Annotated in this window: 21 protein-coding genes; 20 read left to right on the top strand and 1 reads right to left on the bottom strand. The window is 36.9% G+C overall.

Annotation, left to right across the window (positions count from 1 at the left end; translation table 11 throughout):
- Positions 1–103 precede the first annotated feature (103 nt).
- The 20 genes from cmk to BFJ97_RS01325 all read left to right on the top strand — a co-directional run bounded on the left by cmk (position 104) and on the right by BFJ97_RS01325 (position 18451).
- Positions 104–778 carry a (d)CMP kinase gene (gene cmk, locus BFJ97_RS01415; RefSeq protein WP_068982867.1) on the top strand — a complete coding sequence of 225 codons (675 nt, stop codon included), beginning with the start codon at positions 104–106 and terminating at the stop codon, positions 776–778.
- Positions 779–880: 102 nt separating this feature from the next.
- Positions 881–2017 (top strand): 30S ribosomal protein S1, encoded by a 1137-nt coding sequence (rpsA, locus tag BFJ97_RS01410; RefSeq protein WP_068982866.1) that lies wholly within the window; start codon positions 881–883, stop codon positions 2015–2017.
- 197 nt (positions 2018–2214) lie between these two features.
- Complete coding sequence (der, locus tag BFJ97_RS01405) at positions 2215–3525, top strand: ribosome biogenesis GTPase Der (protein ID WP_068982865.1); 1311 nt, start codon at positions 2215–2217, stop codon at positions 3523–3525.
- A 190-nt stretch (positions 3526–3715) separates the two neighbouring features.
- The gene (locus BFJ97_RS01400) at positions 3716–4732 is read left to right on the top strand and encodes an NAD(P)H-dependent glycerol-3-phosphate dehydrogenase (RefSeq protein ID WP_068982864.1); all 1017 of its coding nucleotides are present in this window, start codon (positions 3716–3718) and stop codon (positions 4730–4732) included.
- Between the two features lie 532 nt (positions 4733–5264).
- The gene (locus BFJ97_RS01395) at positions 5265–5477 is read left to right on the top strand and encodes a DUF2768 domain-containing protein (RefSeq protein WP_083226873.1); all 213 of its coding nucleotides are present in this window, start codon (positions 5265–5267) and stop codon (positions 5475–5477) included.
- A 22-nt stretch (positions 5478–5499) separates the two neighbouring features.
- Positions 5500–6291, top strand: coding sequence for a hypothetical protein (locus BFJ97_RS01390; protein WP_068982863.1), 792 nt, complete (start codon positions 5500–5502; stop codon positions 6289–6291).
- 94 nt (positions 6292–6385) lie between these two features.
- Positions 6386–7864, top strand: coding sequence for a stage IV sporulation protein A (gene spoIVA / locus BFJ97_RS01385; protein ID WP_068982862.1), 1479 nt, complete (start codon positions 6386–6388; stop codon positions 7862–7864).
- Positions 7865–8063: 199 nt separating this feature from the next.
- Positions 8064–8336: an HU family DNA-binding protein gene (locus BFJ97_RS01380; RefSeq protein WP_004232618.1), complete on the top strand. Its 273-nt coding sequence runs from the start codon at positions 8064–8066 to the stop codon at positions 8334–8336.
- A gap of 337 nt (positions 8337–8673) precedes the next feature.
- Positions 8674–9243: a GTP cyclohydrolase I FolE gene (gene folE, locus BFJ97_RS01375; protein WP_068982861.1), complete on the top strand. Its 570-nt coding sequence runs from the start codon at positions 8674–8676 to the stop codon at positions 9241–9243.
- A 63-nt stretch (positions 9244–9306) separates the two neighbouring features.
- The gene (mtrB, locus tag BFJ97_RS01370; protein WP_049666799.1) at positions 9307–9525 is read left to right on the top strand and encodes a trp RNA-binding attenuation protein MtrB; all 219 of its coding nucleotides are present in this window, start codon (positions 9307–9309) and stop codon (positions 9523–9525) included.
- Between the two features lie 364 nt (positions 9526–9889).
- Complete coding sequence (locus BFJ97_RS01365) at positions 9890–10657, top strand: heptaprenyl diphosphate synthase component 1 (RefSeq protein WP_068982860.1); 768 nt, start codon at positions 9890–9892, stop codon at positions 10655–10657.
- Between the two features lie 15 nt (positions 10658–10672).
- Positions 10673–11377, top strand: coding sequence for a demethylmenaquinone methyltransferase (locus BFJ97_RS01360; protein ID WP_068982859.1), 705 nt, complete (start codon positions 10673–10675; stop codon positions 11375–11377).
- A gap of 19 nt (positions 11378–11396) precedes the next feature.
- Entirely contained in the window at positions 11397–12371 is a 975-nt protein-coding gene (gene hepT / locus BFJ97_RS01355; RefSeq protein ID WP_068982858.1) for a heptaprenyl diphosphate synthase component II, read from the top strand.
- Between the two features lie 86 nt (positions 12372–12457).
- Positions 12458–12874: a nucleoside-diphosphate kinase gene (gene ndk, locus BFJ97_RS01350; protein WP_068982857.1), complete on the top strand. Its 417-nt coding sequence runs from the start codon at positions 12458–12460 to the stop codon at positions 12872–12874.
- A 116-nt stretch (positions 12875–12990) separates the two neighbouring features.
- Positions 12991–13323 (top strand): hypothetical protein, encoded by a 333-nt coding sequence (locus BFJ97_RS25020; RefSeq protein ID WP_254660094.1) that lies wholly within the window; start codon positions 12991–12993, stop codon positions 13321–13323.
- Positions 13324–13334: 11 nt separating this feature from the next.
- Positions 13335–14027, top strand: a complete 693-nt coding sequence (locus tag BFJ97_RS01345) for a tyrosine-type recombinase/integrase (protein WP_254660093.1) — start codon at positions 13335–13337, stop codon at positions 14025–14027.
- A gap of 933 nt (positions 14028–14960) precedes the next feature.
- The gene (locus BFJ97_RS01340) at positions 14961–16250 is read left to right on the top strand and encodes a hypothetical protein (protein ID WP_068982856.1); all 1290 of its coding nucleotides are present in this window, start codon (positions 14961–14963) and stop codon (positions 16248–16250) included.
- Positions 16251–16712: 462 nt separating this feature from the next.
- A complete protein-coding gene (locus tag BFJ97_RS01335; RefSeq protein ID WP_068982855.1) occupies positions 16713–16892 on the top strand; it encodes a hypothetical protein in 180 nt (59 codons plus the stop codon).
- A 21-nt stretch (positions 16893–16913) separates the two neighbouring features.
- Positions 16914–17678 (top strand): hypothetical protein, encoded by a 765-nt coding sequence (locus tag BFJ97_RS01330; protein WP_068982854.1) that lies wholly within the window; start codon positions 16914–16916, stop codon positions 17676–17678.
- 239 nt (positions 17679–17917) lie between these two features.
- Positions 17918–18451, top strand: coding sequence for a hypothetical protein (locus BFJ97_RS01325; protein WP_068982853.1), 534 nt, complete (start codon positions 17918–17920; stop codon positions 18449–18451).
- An 84-nt stretch (positions 18452–18535) separates the two neighbouring features.
- Here the strand turns inward: BFJ97_RS01325 and BFJ97_RS01320 are convergent, their stop codons facing one another.
- Positions 18536–19555 carry a GTP pyrophosphokinase gene (locus BFJ97_RS01320; RefSeq protein ID WP_068982852.1) on the bottom strand — a complete coding sequence of 340 codons (1020 nt, stop codon included), beginning with the start codon at positions 19553–19555 and terminating at the stop codon, positions 18536–18538.
- Positions 19556–19889 lie beyond the last annotated feature (334 nt).

Raw genomic sequence — 19889 nt, 5'->3', positions numbered from 1 at the left:
AAGTTATCCTTCAAATCGATTAGTCGTTTTATTTAAGAAAGCCCTCTGCTAGAAGAGGGCTTTTTTATGATACAATGTGGTGTGATAGAAAGTAGGGAAGAATATGAAGAAAAACATTCAAATTGCGATTGATGGACCTGCTGGCGCTGGTAAAAGTACAATCGCGAAAATTGTTGCAGAGGCACTCGGGTTTACTTATATCGACACTGGAGCAATGTATCGTGCTGTGACGTATAAAGCACTGCAACAAGACATATATTTAGATGATGAAGAAAAATTAGCAGAAATGTTAGCATCTAGCACAATTGAATTAAAACCTTCTCCTCAAGGACAGCTTGTCTTTTTGGACGGGAAGAATGTGTCGGCAGAAATTCGATCAAATGAAGTAACTTCATCTGTTTCACAAGTATCGGCTCATGCTAAAGTGCGTGAACTATTAGTAGCACAGCAACAAAAGCTTGCGGCTAATGGTTGTGTTGTTATGGATGGGCGCGATATTGCTACGCATGTGTTAAAGAATGCAGAACTAAAAATCTTTATGTCTGCAACGGTAGAAGAGAGAGCAAGACGTCGTTTTATTGACAATCAAAAGCGCGGAATTGAATCTTCCATTGAAAAACTTCAAGAAGATATTGCTCTACGCGATAAAATGGATAGTGAGCGTGAAGCATCACCACTAATTCAAGCAGCAGATGCCATATTTTTAGATACGACAGCCTTGTCAATTGATGATGCAGCACAAGCCATTTTAAAATTAGCGCAAGAAAAAATGAAGTAAATCCAAAAATTTCAGACATTTTTTGAATTTAAAGGATTTATTTTTGTCTTTGTCTTCAAAATCGAATAAAATAGTAAGGGAAGATGCGAAGGAGGGTTACATATGTCTGAAGAAATGAACTATGCAGAACAAACATTTAACGAAGGTGATATCGTCAAAGGGATTGCAGAGCAGGTTGATGAAAAAGCAGTAACTGTTTCAATTCCAGGTGCACCATTTGACGGTATTATACCAATAAGTGAATTATCAAGCTTACACATTGAAAAAGCGTCTGACATAATCTCTGTTGGAGATGAGTTGGAGTTGGTGATTACAAAGGTTGAAGAAGGAAACTATGTATTATCAAAACGTAAAGTAGATGCATTAAAAGCATGGGATACACTTGAGCAACAATTCAACGCTGAGGAAGTTTTCGAGGCGGAAGTAAAAGATATTGTTAAAGGTGGACTTGTCGTCGATTTAGGAGTACGTGGCTTCGTTCCAGCATCCCTTGTAGAAGATTACTTTGTTGATGATTTTGAGGGCTATAAAGGCAGATCTCTTAGCTTTAAAATTGTTGAGCTTGATAAAGAAAAAAATCGCTTAATTTTATCACATCGTGCTGTAGTGGAAGCGGAAAAAGCTTCTCAAAAGAAAAATGTCATTACCCAAATTAAAACTGGCGATGTGTTAGACGGTAAAGTACAACGTATCGCATCATTTGGTGCATTCATCGACCTTGGTGGTATTGATGGCCTTGTGCATATTTCACAAGTGTCTCATGAGCATGTGAGTCAAGTGAGCGAGGTTTTATCAGAAGGGCAAGAAGTGACGGTTAAAGTCCTTTCTGTAGATCCTGAAAATGAGCGCATTTCGTTATCTATTAAGGACACGATTCCTGGTCCTTGGTCGAACATCGAAGAGCGTGCTGCTAAAGGTACAGTATTAGATGGAAAAGTAAAACGTCTTACTTCATTCGGAGCATTTGTGGAAGTTTTCCCAGGTGTTGAAGGTTTAGTGCATATTTCTCAAATCGCGCATAAGCATATTAACACGCCACACGAAGCTTTAAAAGAAGGACAAGAAGTACAGGTGAAAGTGCTTGATGTAAATGCTGAAGATGGCCGCTTAGCATTAAGTATTAAGGATTTACTTGAAAATCCTGATGCCGAGGAAGTAATCGACTATAAATTACCAGAAGAAAACACAGGCTTCTCTTTCGGTGATGTTATTGGCGATAAACTAAAAAACTTTAAATAAACTTGACAAGCGAGGATACAGTTTGTGTCCTTGCTTTTTTTTATGGAGGCAACGAGTAGAAGAGGGAAATGACGAAAAAATTTAAAAAGAGATGGATAGAACAGTACATAGCGCGCACTATTATGGATATGATATGATATAATGGCATTTTTCGTGTATAATAGCGAAAGACAAGAAGTTGGAAGGATGAAGTACAGATGACGAAACCAGTAGTAGCCATCGTAGGTCGTCCGAACGTAGGTAAGTCGACGATTTTTAATCGTATCGTTGGAGAACGTGTATCGATTGTGGAAGATATTCCAGGGGTAACACGCGACCGTATTTATAGTTCGGCAGAGTGGTTAACACATGACTTTAATATTATTGATACAGGTGGTATCGAGATTGGGGACGAGCCGTTCTTAGAGCAGATTCGTCAACAAGCAGAAATCGCCATTGATGAAGCAGACGTTATTATTTTTATGACAAACGGACGTGAAGGTGTAACAGCTGCAGACGAGCAAGTAGCAAAAATTTTATACAAAACAAAAAAACCAGTCGTTTTAGCAGTGAATAAAATTGACAACCCAGACATGCGCGAAATGATCTATGACTTCTATGCGCTTGGCTTTGGTGAGCCTTGGCCTATTTCAGGTTCTCACGGCTTAGGTTTAGGGGATTTATTAGATGAATGTGCAAAACACTTCCCAAAAGAAGATGAAGAGCAATATGGAGACGAGGTCATTAAATTCTCGTTAATTGGTCGTCCTAATGTTGGGAAATCTTCATTAGTCAATGCATTTTTAGGCCAAGATCGCGTTATTGTTAGTAACATCGCTGGTACTACTCGAGATGCTATTGACACACCTTACGCGTATGATGGCCAAGAATATGTCATTATTGATACTGCAGGTATGAGAAAAAAAGGGAAAGTGTACGAAACAACAGAGAAATACTCTGTATTGCGTGCGCTACGTGCAATTGAACGCTCTGATGTTGTTTTAGTCGTTCTAAATGCAGAAGAAGGCATTCAAGAGCAAGATAAAAAAATTGCAGGCTATGCACACGAAGCTGGGAAAGCTGTTATCATTGTTGTGAATAAGTGGGATGCGATTGAAAAAGACGAGAAAACAATGAACGTCTTTACTCAACAAATTCGTGAACATTTCTTATTCTTAGATTATGCGCCAATTATTTTTGTATCGGCTAATACTAAACAGCGTGTACATCAAATTTTACCGATTATACAGCGTGTAAGTGAAAACCATGCAATGCGTATTCAATCATCTATTCTTAATGAAGTGATTGAGGATGCTGTGGCGCGTAACCCAGCGCCAGCTGATAAAGGCCGCCGCCTTCGTATTTACTATGCAACTCAAGTTGCGATACAACCACCGACGTTCGTGGTATTTGTCAATGAACCAGAATTAATGCATTTCTCTTACGAACGTTTCTTAGAAAACCGTATTCGAGAAACATTTGATTTTGAAGGAACGCCAATTCGATTAATTTCCCGTGCTCGTGCTTAGGAAAAATATACACATACAGTACGCCGACCCGACATTCATTGTTGGGTGGCGTCTTTTTACAAGAGAGGAAAGTATAAATTTTCTAATGTCTACTTTAAAGTTGCTTGAGTTCAAGTGCATTGTAAGCCTTTCTCTAGTATTTATCGTAGCTAACAAGGAATTATCTTTTCTTAATAAGGGAGGATTTTGAATGGAAAAAGTTTGTGTGTTAGGGGCAGGCTCATGGGGGACAGCACTAGCGATGGTACTTGCAGAAAATGGGCATGATACGCTTTTATGGACTCACCGAACTGATCAGGCTGAAGAAATTAACAACCTGCATACGAACAGGAAGTATTTGCCGGAAACGATATTGCCTGCAAATTTGCATGCAACAAGTGATATTGCTGAGGCAGTTGCTCATTCGGAGATAATTGTCGTGGCTGTTCCTACGAAGGCCATTCGTGAAGTGTGTGAAAAAATGACAGCAGCACTTGATAAAAAAGTATTGTTTGTTCATGTTTCGAAGGGGATTGAGCCTGATTCGTTAAAACGAATTTCAGAAATTTTAATAGAAAGTCTCCCGGCTGAATTTGTAGAAGAAGTTGTTGTACTTTCAGGCCCAAGTCATGCAGAAGAAGTTGTTCTGCATCATCCTACAACAGTGACAGTGGCTTGTGCTAATATTGAAGCTGCTGAAAAGGTTCAGGATTTATTTATGAATCAATTTTTCCGTGTCTATACAAATGAGGATGTGGTCGGTGTAGAAATAGGTGGTGCGTTGAAAAACGTCATCGCATTAGCTGCCGGTATTACAGATGGTTTAAATTATGGAGATAATGCCAAAGCTGCACTCATTACTAGAGGATTGGCTGAAATTACACGCCTTGGTGTCAAAATGGGAGGAAATCCATTTACATTCGCAGGGCTCACTGGTATGGGAGATTTGATTGTAACGTGTACAAGCGTGCACTCGCGTAATTGGCGCGCAGGTAATTTACTGGGGCAAGGCATGAAATTACCAGAGGTACTCGACCAAATGGGCATGGTCGTTGAGGGCGTTCGCACAACTAAAGCTGCCTATCAACTAGCAGAGAAATATGACGTTGCTATGCCAATATCAACGGAGCTCTATAGTGTTTTATTTAATGATATAGAACCGAAAGTAGCAGTTGACGCATTAATGATGCGTATGAAAAAGCGAGAAATTGATGACATGATGCACTAATAATATAAATTTAATTAGTTTTGTCATAAAATGGACATATATAAGGTGTCTCAGAGAGTAACTGAGACACCTTATTGTGCGCTTTTAGCTGAATAATCTATACCGTTAAAAAGGTTGTCCATTTGATGATAGTTACTGGACAACTATTTCTTTTTAGCGAAAGCACATAGTATAATATACTTTCAGGCGTGTTGATTAGGAAAAAATAGGTTTATTATTGAGCGATAAAAGGTTTTTTTTGTTGCTATTTTGCTAATATATTCTCGTTTTTAACTGATTGTAGTGTAGGGCTACTCGACTCCCGCGGGAAAGCGAGACAGACGAGACCCTGAGGCCAACACGATGTTGGTCACGAAGGCATTGTCACAGAACGTGACGCACTTAGTCTTCGTTCCACTAGCGGAGGAAGCGACTCGACGCTCGCCCGCAGGAAACCTTGCTCTGCTTTAATTCGGGTGGATAAAAATGGTTAATCAACACACCTAATATATTTTGATTGTTTTCTGACATAGAAGAAAGGTGGTTGTCTTGAATGGGTCCGTTAGCACATTTGCCTGCGCTTGATGTAATGTGGGTATCATTTTATTGTATCGGTTTTATGATTATATCAGTCGGTTTAATTTATTTAGGTCGTAATAAGGTTTCCAACGTTTTTTTACGTACAATCGTAAATTTATCTGCATACATACTGTTTGGGCTTGGCACATTTTTAATGGTACTAATTGTTGCCACATGGCCAGCATAAAAAATAATGAGGTGGAAGTGACATGAAAAAACTAAGTGCTTTTCTTTTGGTAATAGCATCAGCAGTACTTTTAGTTGGTTGCGTATATCCAGAAGATGAAAAAAAGGCAAAATTAGTGCCTGATGTTGACCAATTAGCAGCGGTTCAGCGTGCTGTTGACGAATACCGTGAAGCAACTGGTGGATTAGTTCCAATTAAAAATAGTGAGCTAGATACTGATATATATATAAAATATTTAATTGATTTTGATAAACTAGTGCCTAAATATCTTGCACAAATTCCTGGGAATGCCTATGAAAAAGGTGGTATTTTCCAGTATATTATTTGGGATCCTGAGAATGAAGCTAAAGTAAAATTGGTAGATTTAAATGCTGCAGAACGTATTCGTGAAATTAATATTCGTAAAATGTCTACCCAATATTTACCGATAAAGGATGCAACTTCAGATAATGTATATCAAATTAACTTTGAAGAATTGGGATATAAAGAAGACGTAACCGTGAAAAGTCCCTATTCTGGTGCCGAATTGCCAATGTTTATGACAGGTGATGGCGAAATACATGTTGACTATTCAATCGATTTAGGTCAACTACTAAAAAAAGACAAGCCTGATGTAAAGCCTGGAGATGACATTCGTCAGCTACTTGTCGATAAATATCCAGTAGTACCCGCATATTCTGTACCCTATACAGTAGATGAAAATGGTGAGCCAGTTTACTTTATGGATGCTTATAATAGTGATGCAAAAAAAGCTCGAGAAAAGGCTATAGAACAAGCTGAAAAAGAGGCAGAAGCCCAATCTAAAAAAGAATAAATCGATAAGCCCCTTACATTATTGTGAGGGGCTTTTCATATTTATCTACCAGCTCGCATATAGTGAAAAAGCGTAGATAAAGGAGGCAGAAACCTTGAGTGAAGCAGTATTTAGAGAAATTGCAGAGCGCACAAATGGCGATGTTTATATTGGTGTTGTCGGTCCAGTACGTGTAGGTAAATCAACATTTGTAAAAAAGGTTATGGAATCGGTCGTGTTACCGAATATTGTGGATGAAACAGAAAGAATGCGCGCACAAGACGAGATGCCACAAAGCTCGCCGGGGCCAGTCATAATGACTGCTGAGCCGAAGTTTGTGCCTGCTCAAGCAACACGTATTGCGGTCGGTGAAGATGAAATGACGTTCCAAATTCGTTTAGCAGATTGTGTTGGTTATGTCATTGAAGGTACAAAGGGATATGAGGATGAAAATGGGCCGAAATATGTGCATACACCTTGGCACACTGAGCCTATTCCATTTCAGGAAGCGGCGAAAATAGGAACAGATAAAGTTATTCGTGACCATGCTAATATTGGAATTGTTGTCACAACGGATGGTACGGTGAATGGTATAAGTCGTCGTGCAGCAGAGAAGGCCGAAGAGGAAATTGTTGAACAACTAGCGGACATAGGAAAACCTTTCGTTATTGTGTTGAATTGCCAAATGCCGGCAAGGGAAGAAACGGTACAGCTTCGAAATGAGCTATTTGAGCGCTATAATGTCCCAGTGATTGCTACTTCAATTGATCAAATGCGCACATCTGATATTCAGTATATTTTGCAAGAAGCGTTATTTGAATTTCCAATCCGAACAATTGAGGTTGAGAAACCAGATTGGTTAGATGTTTTAGATGCAACACATCCATTGAATGTAGCACTAATTGATTCGATGGAAGAAGTATTATCATCTGTTATGAAAATTCGAGATGTGCAACAGGCGTCAGATGCCTTTAAAGCCATCGATTTTATTGACCAAAGCGAAGTGGTACATGTAGATGCTGGAGTTGGTACCGCGGTCATTCGAGTGTCATTACAAGGTGAGCTTTATAAGTCGGTTTGCAATGAATGGCTAGAAGAACCAATAGAGACGAAGCGGGATTGGCTACTCTTTATTAAAGAGGCAGCAGAAGCAAAAGAGGCGCAAAAACGCTTTAAAACTGCCATTCATGAAGCGGATTCGACTGGCTATGGCGTAACATTGCCGATGATGCAGGAATTTGAACCAACAGCCCCAGAGCTTATTAAGCAAAATAATTTTTTTGGTGTGCGTATGAAAGCGAAGGCACCATCTTATCATATCATTCGAGTAGATATGGAATCAGAATTTGCGCCATTAATAGGCTCAGAATTCCATAGTCAACAATTACTTAAAGATTTAAATCATGCTTATTTACATGATCGTGAAGCTTTATGGAGTACACAGCTTTTTGGAACGCCATTGCATGAAGTGTTAAAAGAAGGAATTCGCTATAAAATGGATGCTGTCCCATCTACAGCCAAAAAACGCATGCGTCAAACAATTGAACGAATGGTGAACGAGGGTGATAGAGGATTAGTAACATTTATTTTATAGTGTTGAAAATTAAAAAAAAGAGCAAAAAATTGGTGCAGGTCTTTTCGTTTTTATGCGAAAAGTCCTGTTATTTTTATTTTTTGGGTGAAAAACTTATTTTTTGGTTATAATCATGAATGAATACAGTTGCGTAGCGGTTTTCTATGTGTTACTCTTTTTACAGAATTGATTCATGACCCTTTGAGAGGAGGTGAATGGTGTGAATAAAACAGAATTAGTAAACTCTGTTGCTGAAGCTGCAGGTCTTTCTAAAAAAGACGCTTCTAAAGCAGTTGAAGCTGTATTTGATACAATTCAAGATGCTCTTGCAAAGGGTGACAAAGTACAATTAATTGGTTTTGGTAACTTTGAAGTACGTGAACGTGCGGCTCGTAAAGGTCGTAACCCACAAACTGGTAAAGAAATCGAAATCGCTGCTAGCAAGGTACCTGCTTTCAAACCAGGTAAAGCGCTTAAAGATGCTGTAAAATAATACACGTCTAGTAGTTACATAGAGCAGTCTTCATGTAAATAACATGAAGACTGCTCTTTTTAACGTCACGCTGAAAAAGTATGCATAATAAGTTTTAGTACATAAAAAGATGCAAGAATTAATTTTATAAGAGATGTTCGGTCGTGAATTGAGTATTATAGTTATCATATGCACAATTATAAAATGTGCCCCTAGCTAGAAGTCATTTAGTGGCTATTTTGCTCATATAGCGTTGAATTTCTTTTGAATCAAGTAAGTCGTTTTGCGCTTACCTATTGGATATGCTACGATGCATAAAGAAATGTGTAATGTATAGATACGCAGGAGGTTTTTTCGGATGTCAAATATTGATTTATTGAAAATAGAGGAAGCAGTCAAAATGATTTTAGAAGCGGTAGGTGAAGATGTAAATCGTGAAGGTTTACTCGATACACCGAAACGTGTTGCAAAAATGTATGCGGAAATGTTTAGTGGCTTACATGAAGACGCAAAAGATTATTTTAAAACAGTGTTTCATGAAGATCATGAGGAGTTAGTACTTGTAAAGGATATTCCGTTTTATTCAATGTGTGAGCATCATCTAGTTCCTTTTTACGGAAAAGCTCATGTAGCATACATACCAAACGACGGCATTGTTGCAGGACTAAGTAAATTAGGACGTGCAGTAGAAACCATTGCTCGTCGTCCGCAATTACAAGAACGTATTACTTCTTCAGTGGCAGATACAATTATGGAAATGCTCACTCCTAAAGGTGTCTATGTAGTGATTGAAGCAGAACATATGTGTATGACTATGCGAGGACTTAAGAAGCCAGGATCTAAAACTGTGACATCTGTTGCACGCGGCATTTACGAAGAAGACGAAGTGAAACGTAGAGAAGTATTATCATTTATTCAAATGTCTTAAATTGCAAGTGTAATTATGTTATGATGGACTAAGAATTTGTCGGATTTAAGGAGCGTACAGACAATGGCACAAGATTATATTGTTATTCAAGCAGAGGAAGATGGCGTGCACGTCATCGGTTTAACACGAGGTACAGATACAAAGTTTCATCACTCTGAAAAATTAGACGCGGGCGAAGTTATGATTGCTCAATTTACTGAACACACATCCGCCATGAAAATTCGCGGAAAAGCGCAGATTCATACGGCTCATGGTGTCATTAATAGCGAGGCTAAAAAGTAATAGAGAATAATCTATTTGAAGTACTTTGTGAAAGTTATGATGACACATATTAATCGAATAGATGTGTAAAACTAGTAATGTCTTTGATTCGATTTTTAGGCAGTGGGATTTAAGATAAATTTTTTAATATATTTTAACAGGTGTTTAAACATTTGCTGAAATAGAGGAACTCTGGCGAAGAACTTCACATCATCGAATCAATTATGCCTAGGCATAATTGATTGGTGAAGCGCTACTGCCTATCATGTTGAATGCAGCAAAAATTTTTTATTCCGAATCGTCGCGTATGCTATAATGACTCAGTAAGCAAGCGTTAGGTTATGAATGCGACTAACGTATTTGAAAGTGAAATGGAGTAAGGTCTATGAATGCAACATACATTCAAAATTCAATTGCACAGTTAAAAACAGAGATTTTCATGGATGTTCGTCATAGAACTTTGCAAAAATATACAGGGGTACCTGTGCTCGATGAAAATCAATTATTTTACTTGTTAGTTCCCTTTTTGAATGGTGAAGAGTGGCAACAAGAGCAAAGAGAAGCTGCTATCACTGTTGGGATTGTGTACGCAGCCTTAGCGACGCACGATCATATAAAAGAATTTGATGCCACATCAAAAGAACAGCAGCTAACCGTTTTAGCTGGTGACTTTTATAGTGGCCGTTATTATGAAATATTAGCGATGTCAGGAAATGTCGCATTGATTCGAAGTTTGTCGCAAGGGATTGTGGCACGTTGTGAACACCAAATTAAAGTATATGAGACAGAAAAACGTACAATCGAACAATGGTTTGACTCAATAAGTAATATTGAATCAGGATTAATCTCAAAATTTTTTGAGCTCTATTCGTTTAGTGAATATATTCCAATTATGGAGAAGAGTTTATTAATCTTGCGTTTAGAGAGAGAATGGGCGACATATCGACGTGGGCAAGTAACTTCAATGAGTAGGGCCCTTGAAGAAAGTGCGAGATATGCTGGATTGACATATAACGACGTCATCCAGAACAAAATTGTGCAATTAAAAACAGAGCTGTTACAGGTGATAGAAAATGCATCGTTTTTACAAAGTGATGTAAAACAGGCTCTACAAGCACGTGTAGAGGCATCCATTGCTTCTACTAATGGATAAGAGAGGTTTTTCAAAATGGCTAAAACGAAAGAAGAGCACGTGCACGAAGTATTTGAAAGTATTTCGGAAAACTATGACAAAATGAATGGTGTAATCAGTTTCCAGATGCATGTTGGCTGGCGCAATGATACGATGAAGCATATGGCAGTAAAACCTGGAGCGAAGGCACTAGATGTTTGCTGTGGTACGGCAGATTGGACAATTGCCTTAGCTGAGGCTGTGGGTGAAGGCGGAGAAGTTAAGGGGCTAGACTTTAGTCAAAACATGTTAAAGGTTGGCGAGCAAAAGGTAAAGCCTTATCCACAGATTGAACTAATACATGGAAATGCTATGGAATTACCTTTTCCAGACAATACATTTGATTATGTAACGATTGGTTTTGGTCTTCGTAATGTACCAGATTATTTACAAGTACTGAAGGAAATGCATCGTGTTGTAAAACCAGGTGGAATAGTTGTTTGTTTAGAAACTTCGCAATCTGAAATTCCGGGCTATCGACAATTATTCCGTTTTTATTTTAAATATATAATGCCGATATTTGGTAAAATATTTGCGAAAAGCTATAAAGAATATTCTTGGCTACAGGAATCAGCAAATGATTTCCCAGGTATGAAGAAGTTAGCGGCATTGTTTGAGCAGGCAGGTTTAGAAAAAGTAACGTACAAAGCATACAGTGGCGGTGCTGCGGCAATGCATATAGGCTTTAAAAAGGTACGTTAATGGGGGAAGGTTTTCACACGTGGAAAAGATGAAGTTGAAACTACTCTATTCCGATTTGAAATCAGATATCGATATTATTGAAAAAGAGTTAGAAAAAGCGGTGAACTCTTCTTCAGATTTGATCAATGATGCTTCTCTCCATTTATTGCAAGCTGGTGGTAAACGGATACGACCAATTTTTGTGTTGCTTGGCGCGAAATTTGGCGAATATGATATCGATAAGATGAAAGATGTAGCTGTGCCTGTAGAGCTTATTCATATGGCGTCACTAGTGCATGATGATGTAATTGATGATTCCAATATGCGAAGAGGACGCCCGACTGTCAAATCACAATGGAATAATAGAGTAGCGATGTACACGGGCGATTTTATTTTTGCACGTGCACTTGAATATATTACAAAGCTTGAAGACCCATTAGTTCATCAAATTTTAGCACGTACAATGGTGGAAATTTGTAACGGTGAAGTCATTCAAATCGAAGATAAGTTTAGATTAGATCAAGGTTTAAAGGATTATTTTAGAAGAATCAAACGAAAAACGGCATTGCTGATTTCTTCTAGTTGTGAGCTTGGTGCTGTAGCGGCAGGTGTTGATGCCAAAACAGTGAGACATTTGAAACGCTTCGGCTACTTTGTTGGCATGAGCTTCCAAATTATCGATGATGTTTTAGATATTATGGCGACTGATAAAGAATTAGGAAAGCCAGCAGGCAGCGATTTATTGCAGGGCAATATTACATTACCGATTCTTTTATTAAAAGATGATCCAGAGATGCAACCTTATTTAGTAAAAGTATTTGCAGGGACATTGACCGAGACAGAACGTCAAAAAATGTTGCGGTATGTGCGTAAATCTGACGCGATTGAACAAGCTAATAAAATGAGTGATAAATATTTGAAAAAGGCATTACAGGAAATAGATGCATTACCAAAACATCCTGTTAAGAAAAAATTGCGTGATGTCGCCTTATTTATGGGCAAGCGTAAATTCTAGCTTTTTGTTGTACAAATGCTCATTTTTTGTTAATATTTATCGGTAGGTGTAAAACCTGTTAGACGAATTTAAGGAGTGTTTTAAACATGGCAATCGAACAAACTTTTTTAATGGTTAAGCCGGATGGCGTAGAACGTCAAGTAGTAGGAGATATCGTAGATCGTTTTGAACGCCGCGGTTTTGTAATGAAAGGTGCTAAATTAATGGTAATTCCTAAAGAATTAGCAGAAAAGCACTATGCTGAGCATGCTGAACGTCCATTCTTTGGTGAATTAGTTGATTTCATCACTTCTGGTCCTGTATTCGCTATGGTATGGGAAGGCGAAAATGTAATCAAGCTTGCTCGTACAATGATGGGAGCAACTAAACCTGAAGAATCTAACCCAGGTACAATCCGTGGTGACTATGCAACAACTGTTTCTCACAACATCATCCACGGTTCTGACTCTCTTGCTTCTGCAGAGCGCGAAATTGGCTTATTCTTCGGTGAAGATTTAGCTTAATTAGCAAATAGATTAAGAGTAGCGAAAAAAACTACGGATAGAACTAAATAAAAAAATCATCTATTTTCCGATGTGACTTTTACCTTCTAACAAAAAAATGTTAGGGGGTTTTTTGTTTGTCAAAATCATTCAATAAAGTTAACGCAAACATTGATTTAAGCTTATTGACTATCAAAGCCGAAAAAGAACCAAAGAAAGAAATGGTGAAAAAAATCAATAACTCAATAGTTAAAATTGATACTTTTGATGAATTGGACAACAGAAATATAACAATTAAACACGCATTAAAAATTTTAAATCAACAATGGCGACTAAATGGATTAAGACCAAGGACAATTGATAGTTATAATTATAATTTTAAACGTTTTGTTGAGGTACTAAAGTTGAATATCTCTACGAAATCAACAATGAAAAAATTTATCAATATTTATCAAGTTTTGAAAATGTGAAGGACACGTCTTTGCATGGTCGTTTAAAGCAAATTAAAGCCGTTTTAAGCAAGTGTCACGATAATGGCTGGTATGAATCGATGTTTTGGAAAAACATCAAAATAAAAGTAAATACAAGCGTTAAAGAAGCTACTACGGAGAGAGAACTGACACTCTTATTATCACTTTTAGATAAATCAACGTATTCGGGATTACGTGATAGCATAGCGATTTTACTTTTATATAAAACAGGTATCCGAATTAAAACATTGGGTTTGTTGAGAGAGCAAAATATTGATTTTGATAATATGCTCTTGAAATTACAGGGAGAAATAATGAAGGCGCATAGACCATTGATTCTTCCTTTAGATGATGAAATGTGTACTTTATTAAGGGAGTTGATTTCAATAAACGATGGAGTCAGGAAGGAACATAGAGAAAAGAATGATTATATTTTTCTTTCAAACATTGGCGTACCAATTTCAAATACAGTTTCACCTTCAAATTTAATTGCAAAAAATTTATGGGTATACAGTAAAAAGTGGAATTTAAAGAATGTTAATCCTCATTCGATTCGAAGATTATACGCTCAAAATTTGGTGAAGCGAGGTGCAGATATAAATTTAGTATCTCATGCATTAGCCCACTCGGATTTGTCAACAACATCCAAATATTTGGGATTAAATGTAAATAACGTGGCACGAAATTTACGTGAGTTCTTATAGAGAAGTAAGCAATAAAATAGAGGGTTAGCACTCGCAATGCTACCCTCCAACGCTTTTAGCCATACGACAAATACAACTAAATATGAGCGTTTAACATGCCTTCATTCTACTTCAAAAAAAGTGGAAATGCAAAGGTCTAGTTTTCTATTGTCTTTTTTAGGTAGCATGAGGTCATGTTGGCTCGTTGGTGGAAACCTAGTAACACCAATTGCAACTAAACTTGACAGGTTATGACGTTCCCATCGCACACAAACGTCTAGCACCCTCTATAAGCGTTCCTTGTTTCGCTTTGGGTGTGAATGGTGTTAGCGACCATTAACGGCTAGGAGTGGAAGGTCTGAGTGGCTACGGCTACACAGGATACATCACACATTGTAATTGTTGCCGAGTTTCTCATAACAGTAGAATAAGCATTTACGATATTTGCAGAAGGTGAATATAAGGATTACAAGAACTATCGGGGGCAGAAGTAGATTAGTAGATGTATTGTTCGAGAGAGCGCATTTAAGCAAGGGCATACATATACGGATACCTCAAATGAAGGATTCATGTGGCAATGGCTGTCTATTTTTTAGATTCTATTTAATTAGTTTCTGAAACATAGGCAGTCATTATTGCACCAAGCCGTTGTCCTCAACACTAGCTTCGTGTTTTAGATAATTAGAAAGAGTTGTCAAAAAGTTATTATTCTTGTATAATACTGCATTAAGGCACTTGAAGCCATTTTATGAAACTTTATATTAACAATGAAATCTAAACTTTAACTGAGCCTTAAAGGCATTATTTGAAACCAATAACATTCTACTAACATGCAGTGGTAGACAATACTAAATTGGACTTTTCTTAGAGATAAGAAGGTCTGATTAGTGTTGTCTACCTTTTTTGTTGGCTCCGAGTACCTAATAAACTAATTAGGAAAAGGAAGAAATTATAATGTATCACTTTACCCACAATTGTTTTGACACAAACCCCCATGTAATATCTGCTATTGATTTACTTCAATTTGTACATGGAGATAATGAGAGATTTGCCCAACTATTCCAACTTAGAGAAGAACGACCTAAGATGGTGAGTAGAATAGGTAAAGCAATCTATTATGAGATTCCTCAGAGTGAATGGTTAGGGAAGGATGTGTATTTTTCCTTAAACACTTTTAAGAGCTATAAGAGAGTCTCAGAAGACTGTGTAAGACTTAATGCACTCTATACAGATTTAGATTTCTATAAAGCGAAACCGAAAATTGATTTGATTGAGGCACGTTATCAAATTGATGAAATGATAGCTAATGAAGTCATATTGTCACCAAATATTATCATTCACAGTGGGCGTGGTCTACAGCTTATTTGGTTAATGGAGTATATGAAGTATGACAATTATCTCAAGTTGTGGGGGCATATGCAGAACGAAATATACAAACGATTCCAACACCTTCATTCTGATAGTAAAGCGAAATCGGTCACGCAGATTTTTCGTTTAGCAGGAAGCATTTCGTCAAAAACAGGTGGTATTATACGAGCAGAGTATTTAAGAGATGCTCGTTACTCAATTGGAGAAATGAAGGAGTTTCTTTTACCTGAGCTTCTTAGTAAACCGAAAGTGATAAATGAGGAAGCCGTTGCTCCAAAGACTAAGAAGAAAGAGGGAGACAAAAAAGCCGTTAGTCATTTATTGACAGAATATAGCTTGAATCAAGCACGTTTGAAAGATTTTGAGAAGCTTCTTGAAATTCAACCTGTAGTGAACCGCAAGACTTTATTGTTCAACTATGCTATTTGCGGTAAAGCAGTAGGGATGGATGATAAGGTGATTGAACGAAATTTGCAACGCATCAACGCAAGGTTCTATAAACCATTGCCTGATACGAGAATAAGAGGAGCAATAAATTCAGTGAACCAAGTGGCATATAAAATGACTAATGCTACACTGATTGCTGATTTGAATATCACGTTAGAACAGCAGAGACAGCTTGCAACAATTATTAGTAAGCAAGTCAAAAAGGAACGAGAGCAGAAGCGTAAGGAAGCTAAGAGACGTGAGAAGGGTGTACGTCCTAAAGAGGAGTATCAAACTGATAGAAAAAAACTTGCTAATGACCGTCTTAATGCTATGTCTAGGTTAATATTGGAACAACCACATTTGAAGAACAATGACCTTGCAGAACTGCTAAGTGTGCATCCACGAACAATTAGTAGAATGAAATCACAACTCAAGAATGAGACATGATGATTCTATTTATATGTATTATTACTACCTGCCTTTAAATGCAGTATGGTGGGTAGTGTAGTATGTGTATGATTATCTGAATGTGATGCAACCTCAAATCGTTGAATCATAGACATGATGATTCCACTTATATGTATTATTACTTCTAGCCCTTAACAGCTATACAGCTAGGGAGTGGGACAGTATATATGGAGTAGTAAAGGTATGCTAGTAATAGTATATGTGAAGTTATACTGAAATCGATTCGAAGAATCTGCAAAGCACATCATTAGGGTGGTGTGCTTTTTCGTAGTCTCATTTAATCAATTACATATTATTATGTTACTTTTACCTTCTCCTCCTATCTCCTATTATACCACGAAAGTTTTTTATTAATAGAATAGTAATAGAAGATTATTTTGAATATTATGGTTATCAAGGTAAGCACACACACAAACAAATATTCTTATTGGAGGATGAAAAATGACAGAGAAAAAGCAAATTGTAACATTAACAATTGATTTGTTAATGAAAGAAACAGAGTTACAGCTATTTCAAACAATGTATTCCCAACAGATTGAGGCAATCACGTTGATTAGTGACAGACAGGAGGAAACTAGCCTGTTTGTAGAACATGCTGAAATTGAAACTACAACTATCTAACAAGAGAATGGAGAAATTACAATGACAAAAAACAAAAGCGCAAGAAAAATTCAAGCTGAGAAGCTCTACCTAGAGTTATTAGAATTAGGTCACGTTAGTGAAAGTCAGGAGGAAGCTACTTGTATTCTTACTAATTCATGCCTAAAGAGAGAAGAAGACACAAGACCTACACCAAAGCAGAAACCTGCTTATAAAGGTATTGAATTTAGATTTGATTCACCGTTAGATATGGCAATCTATTTCATCACAGAATTACCTGATGAATGGGAAAAATGGCAAGAGCAAACAAAGGTAATGCAACAGATAAAAGATGAAAAAGCCAAAGAAGACGCAAAGCCAACGATTGATAGAATTGACTCTTCAAAACATTATGAACGTGGCAACATTCGCATGAAGTCTCAAAAAGAAAATCGTGAGCTTTCAGACAATGACAAGAAGAAGCCCATTGCACTAATGGTTGCGGAACAAGGAACTAATGGCTTCCAAATGTTTGAGAGTAATAGAGCTTTAGAGAGATTCTTAGGTATAGGTTATACCAAAGTAAAGAATATGACCAAAAAGCCATATAGTGAATTTGTGGTTGATGAGCAAGGTAATGTAACTACAACTAATCGAACAGTTCTATCTATGCCTGTCAAAACCTTAGAGCCAACCAACAGTGAAGAAGAATACAAAGCTCAATGTGAAGCTTATGGTATCACTTACGAGAGACCCGAAGTACGAGCAGAACGTGAAAAGAAGCAGATAGCAAAGATTCTAGAGGGAAACTATATTGAGTTGCGGTAAAAGTCGTAACAAGAAAAAAGTATAACTCTTAGATTATTTTAGCGCCTTTCTTTTGAGAGGTGCTATCTCGTTCGAGTTGAAGGGAAATATCTTACACAGCAAGAATAACCTTTCACAGAACGTTCTATGAAGCTGATAATGTTGGTTACTTGCTAGAAATCATTAATCTATATTGTGACAAATGGTGCGTCAAAAACGCTCATATAGCCTTTGATTTCCTTAGCAATAAAGATAACAGTGTGATTATCAAACATCATTTGAATGTCAAGGGAACACGTTTCGCAGACTTAGAGCATAGAGTCACAGATTATACAGGCTCGTTGAAATATTCTAATAGAGCAGGTGCAAAACTACTAGCTAACTATGATAGGAACGAGCGAGAGGAATCAAGCAGTAGCAATTCAAGTAATGGTGAATCTGATTATGCCTTTGCTAATCGCTTAGAAGCTCGTTTATCCTTCGCCACTGATGAAATCATGTTCAGTTCATTTGCTTCCAATGATGAACAAGCTCATGCCATCATTAGTAGTCGTTTGGAAGCCTTGCTATTCATTGTTGACCTAGATGAAATGGTAGGTTGTTCTGCTATGCTCATGCGGTCATTCAAAGCTATTCAGCGTGATATTAATAAAATTAACGAGTATAAGAAGCGCAAAAGCAAACACAAGCTGTTAGCTGAAATCAAGCATGTTGCAAAGCTCAACAGATTCAATTTTGAGTTATCTTATGAGAACAATGGTACAAGGCTTATTAAAATCTTTAAAGAAGCATAGAGCCTGTATTAATCAGGTTAAGTTCAAAATAAGCATAAATATAAAAGGACTTAACAGCAAAAAAAGCTAAAAGTCCTTAAAATGTTATGAGTTGTTTGTTTTATTTACAAAATCTTCATAATTTTTAATAACCATATTTGAATATTTCCTATAATTTTCATCTGCTAGAGAGAACAATATTCTTATGACACCAACATCAGCATAAAAAGATTGGAAATTAGGGTGATACAATTCTTCGTATTTTAAAAAAGTTTCAAAGTTGTTTTCGACTATTCTATCAACACTTTCTACTGTTTTATAGTCACATTCAATCAACTCTGTTATTAATTGAGAAATATCTTCACTTTTAGCATTTCGTCTATCAGGGAACTTGGTATGTAAATACGCAGTTAAACTATCTAAGTTAAGCTGTTGTTCAATTGTGTGTTCTACTTTTTTGTGAATTATTTCATCTACTTTTTCTAGAACAATTTGTTTGTTTGTCTGACTTTGTTTATAGAACATTTCGAAATGAGTATCTGCGACGTAGAATAGTCCACTGAGGGCATTAAAGTCACGCTTAAGTTCTAGAGGAATGTCATTCTCATTCTTATACTCTAAGAAATGAGAGATATTTGCCCAAGCATCCATTGAAATTGTTCTAACTTGAATTTCGAAAATCATATTCTTGATGGAATCATATCTAGGACCTGTGAACTCTTCCTTGAATTTGACAATATAATGTGCAGACATGTAACCGAACATATTCGAATTTTCAATATTGCTGATTTTATTGTCTATTGAAATAACTTCAAAATTATCAGCTATAACTTTTTCGATTTTTTCTATATCTGATAAAAATAGACAAACAATTCTTATACCTACAATGTCATTTATTTCTTCAAAAGGCTTCTCAAGTTCTTTTCTCTTTACTTTTCCTAAGAAAGATTCTATTTCTTTAACTCTTGATAGAATGGTATGTATTTTAATGTTTGTTTCTAGTAGAGCGTGTTGTAATGTATGTTTTCCTTCATCTGCAAGCTGCTTGTAAATGTTGAGTCGCTGTGAATATTCATCTTCTATTGCTTTAATGTCGTTATTTTTATCAAGTGCAATTGCAACCAAAAGGAATTGCCTCCTTTGAATTTAGATATATTTAACTTTAATTCATTATAGAGGGAATTTCAAGAGGGTGCATATGTAACAGAATCATGAGACTGTTACTTCCAACCGACACGAGAGCCTCTAAGTAACTTAGAAATCTATTCAACAATAAAGCGCAGCATTTCATGGGAAAATTTCTATATAATGCTCAAATTGAATAGTAAGCCATATCGAAGCGGTACATAAGGGTAAAGGTAACATCATCTAAAGCATGTGATGGTATATAGATAATTTCATGGAAGAACTAGGGTCTTTACGATAGCGAGTATCGAGAGGAGTATGATACCGTTTGGGT

This window comes from Lysinibacillus xylanilyticus, assembly GCF_001708185.1.
In the GTDB taxonomy this organism is placed as follows: domain Bacteria; phylum Bacillota; class Bacilli; order Bacillales_A; family Planococcaceae; genus Lysinibacillus; species Lysinibacillus xylanilyticus_A.
This window is presented reverse-complemented; position numbering and strand designations above follow the sequence as displayed.

Excerpts from the sequence above, each read along its gene's own strand:
- cmk (WP_068982867.1), top strand. The coding sequence starts at position 104 with ATGAAGAAAAACATTCAAATTGCGATTGATGGACCTGCTGGCGCTGGT.
- rpsA (WP_068982866.1), top strand. The coding sequence starts at position 881 with ATGTCTGAAGAAATGAACTATGCAGAACAAACATTTAACGAAGGTGAT.
- der (WP_068982865.1), top strand. The coding sequence starts at position 2,215 with ATGACGAAACCAGTAGTAGCCATCGTAGGTCGTCCGAACGTAGGTAAG.
- BFJ97_RS01400 (WP_068982864.1), top strand. The coding sequence starts at position 3,716 with ATGGAAAAAGTTTGTGTGTTAGGGGCAGGCTCATGGGGGACAGCACTA.
- BFJ97_RS01395 (WP_083226873.1), top strand. The coding sequence starts at position 5,265 with ATGGGTCCGTTAGCACATTTGCCTGCGCTTGATGTAATGTGGGTATCA.
- BFJ97_RS01390 (WP_068982863.1), top strand. The coding sequence starts at position 5,500 with ATGAAAAAACTAAGTGCTTTTCTTTTGGTAATAGCATCAGCAGTACTT.
- folE (WP_068982861.1), top strand. The coding sequence starts at position 8,674 with ATGTCAAATATTGATTTATTGAAAATAGAGGAAGCAGTCAAAATGATT.
- mtrB (WP_049666799.1), top strand. The coding sequence starts at position 9,307 with ATGGCACAAGATTATATTGTTATTCAAGCAGAGGAAGATGGCGTGCAC.
- BFJ97_RS01365 (WP_068982860.1), top strand. The coding sequence starts at position 9,890 with ATGAATGCAACATACATTCAAAATTCAATTGCACAGTTAAAAACAGAG.
- BFJ97_RS01360 (WP_068982859.1), top strand. The coding sequence starts at position 10,673 with ATGGCTAAAACGAAAGAAGAGCACGTGCACGAAGTATTTGAAAGTATT.
- ndk (WP_068982857.1), top strand. The coding sequence starts at position 12,458 with ATGGCAATCGAACAAACTTTTTTAATGGTTAAGCCGGATGGCGTAGAA.
- BFJ97_RS01340 (WP_068982856.1), top strand. The coding sequence starts at position 14,961 with ATGTATCACTTTACCCACAATTGTTTTGACACAAACCCCCATGTAATA.
- BFJ97_RS01335 (WP_068982855.1), top strand. The coding sequence starts at position 16,713 with ATGACAGAGAAAAAGCAAATTGTAACATTAACAATTGATTTGTTAATG.
- BFJ97_RS01330 (WP_068982854.1), top strand. The coding sequence starts at position 16,914 with ATGACAAAAAACAAAAGCGCAAGAAAAATTCAAGCTGAGAAGCTCTAC.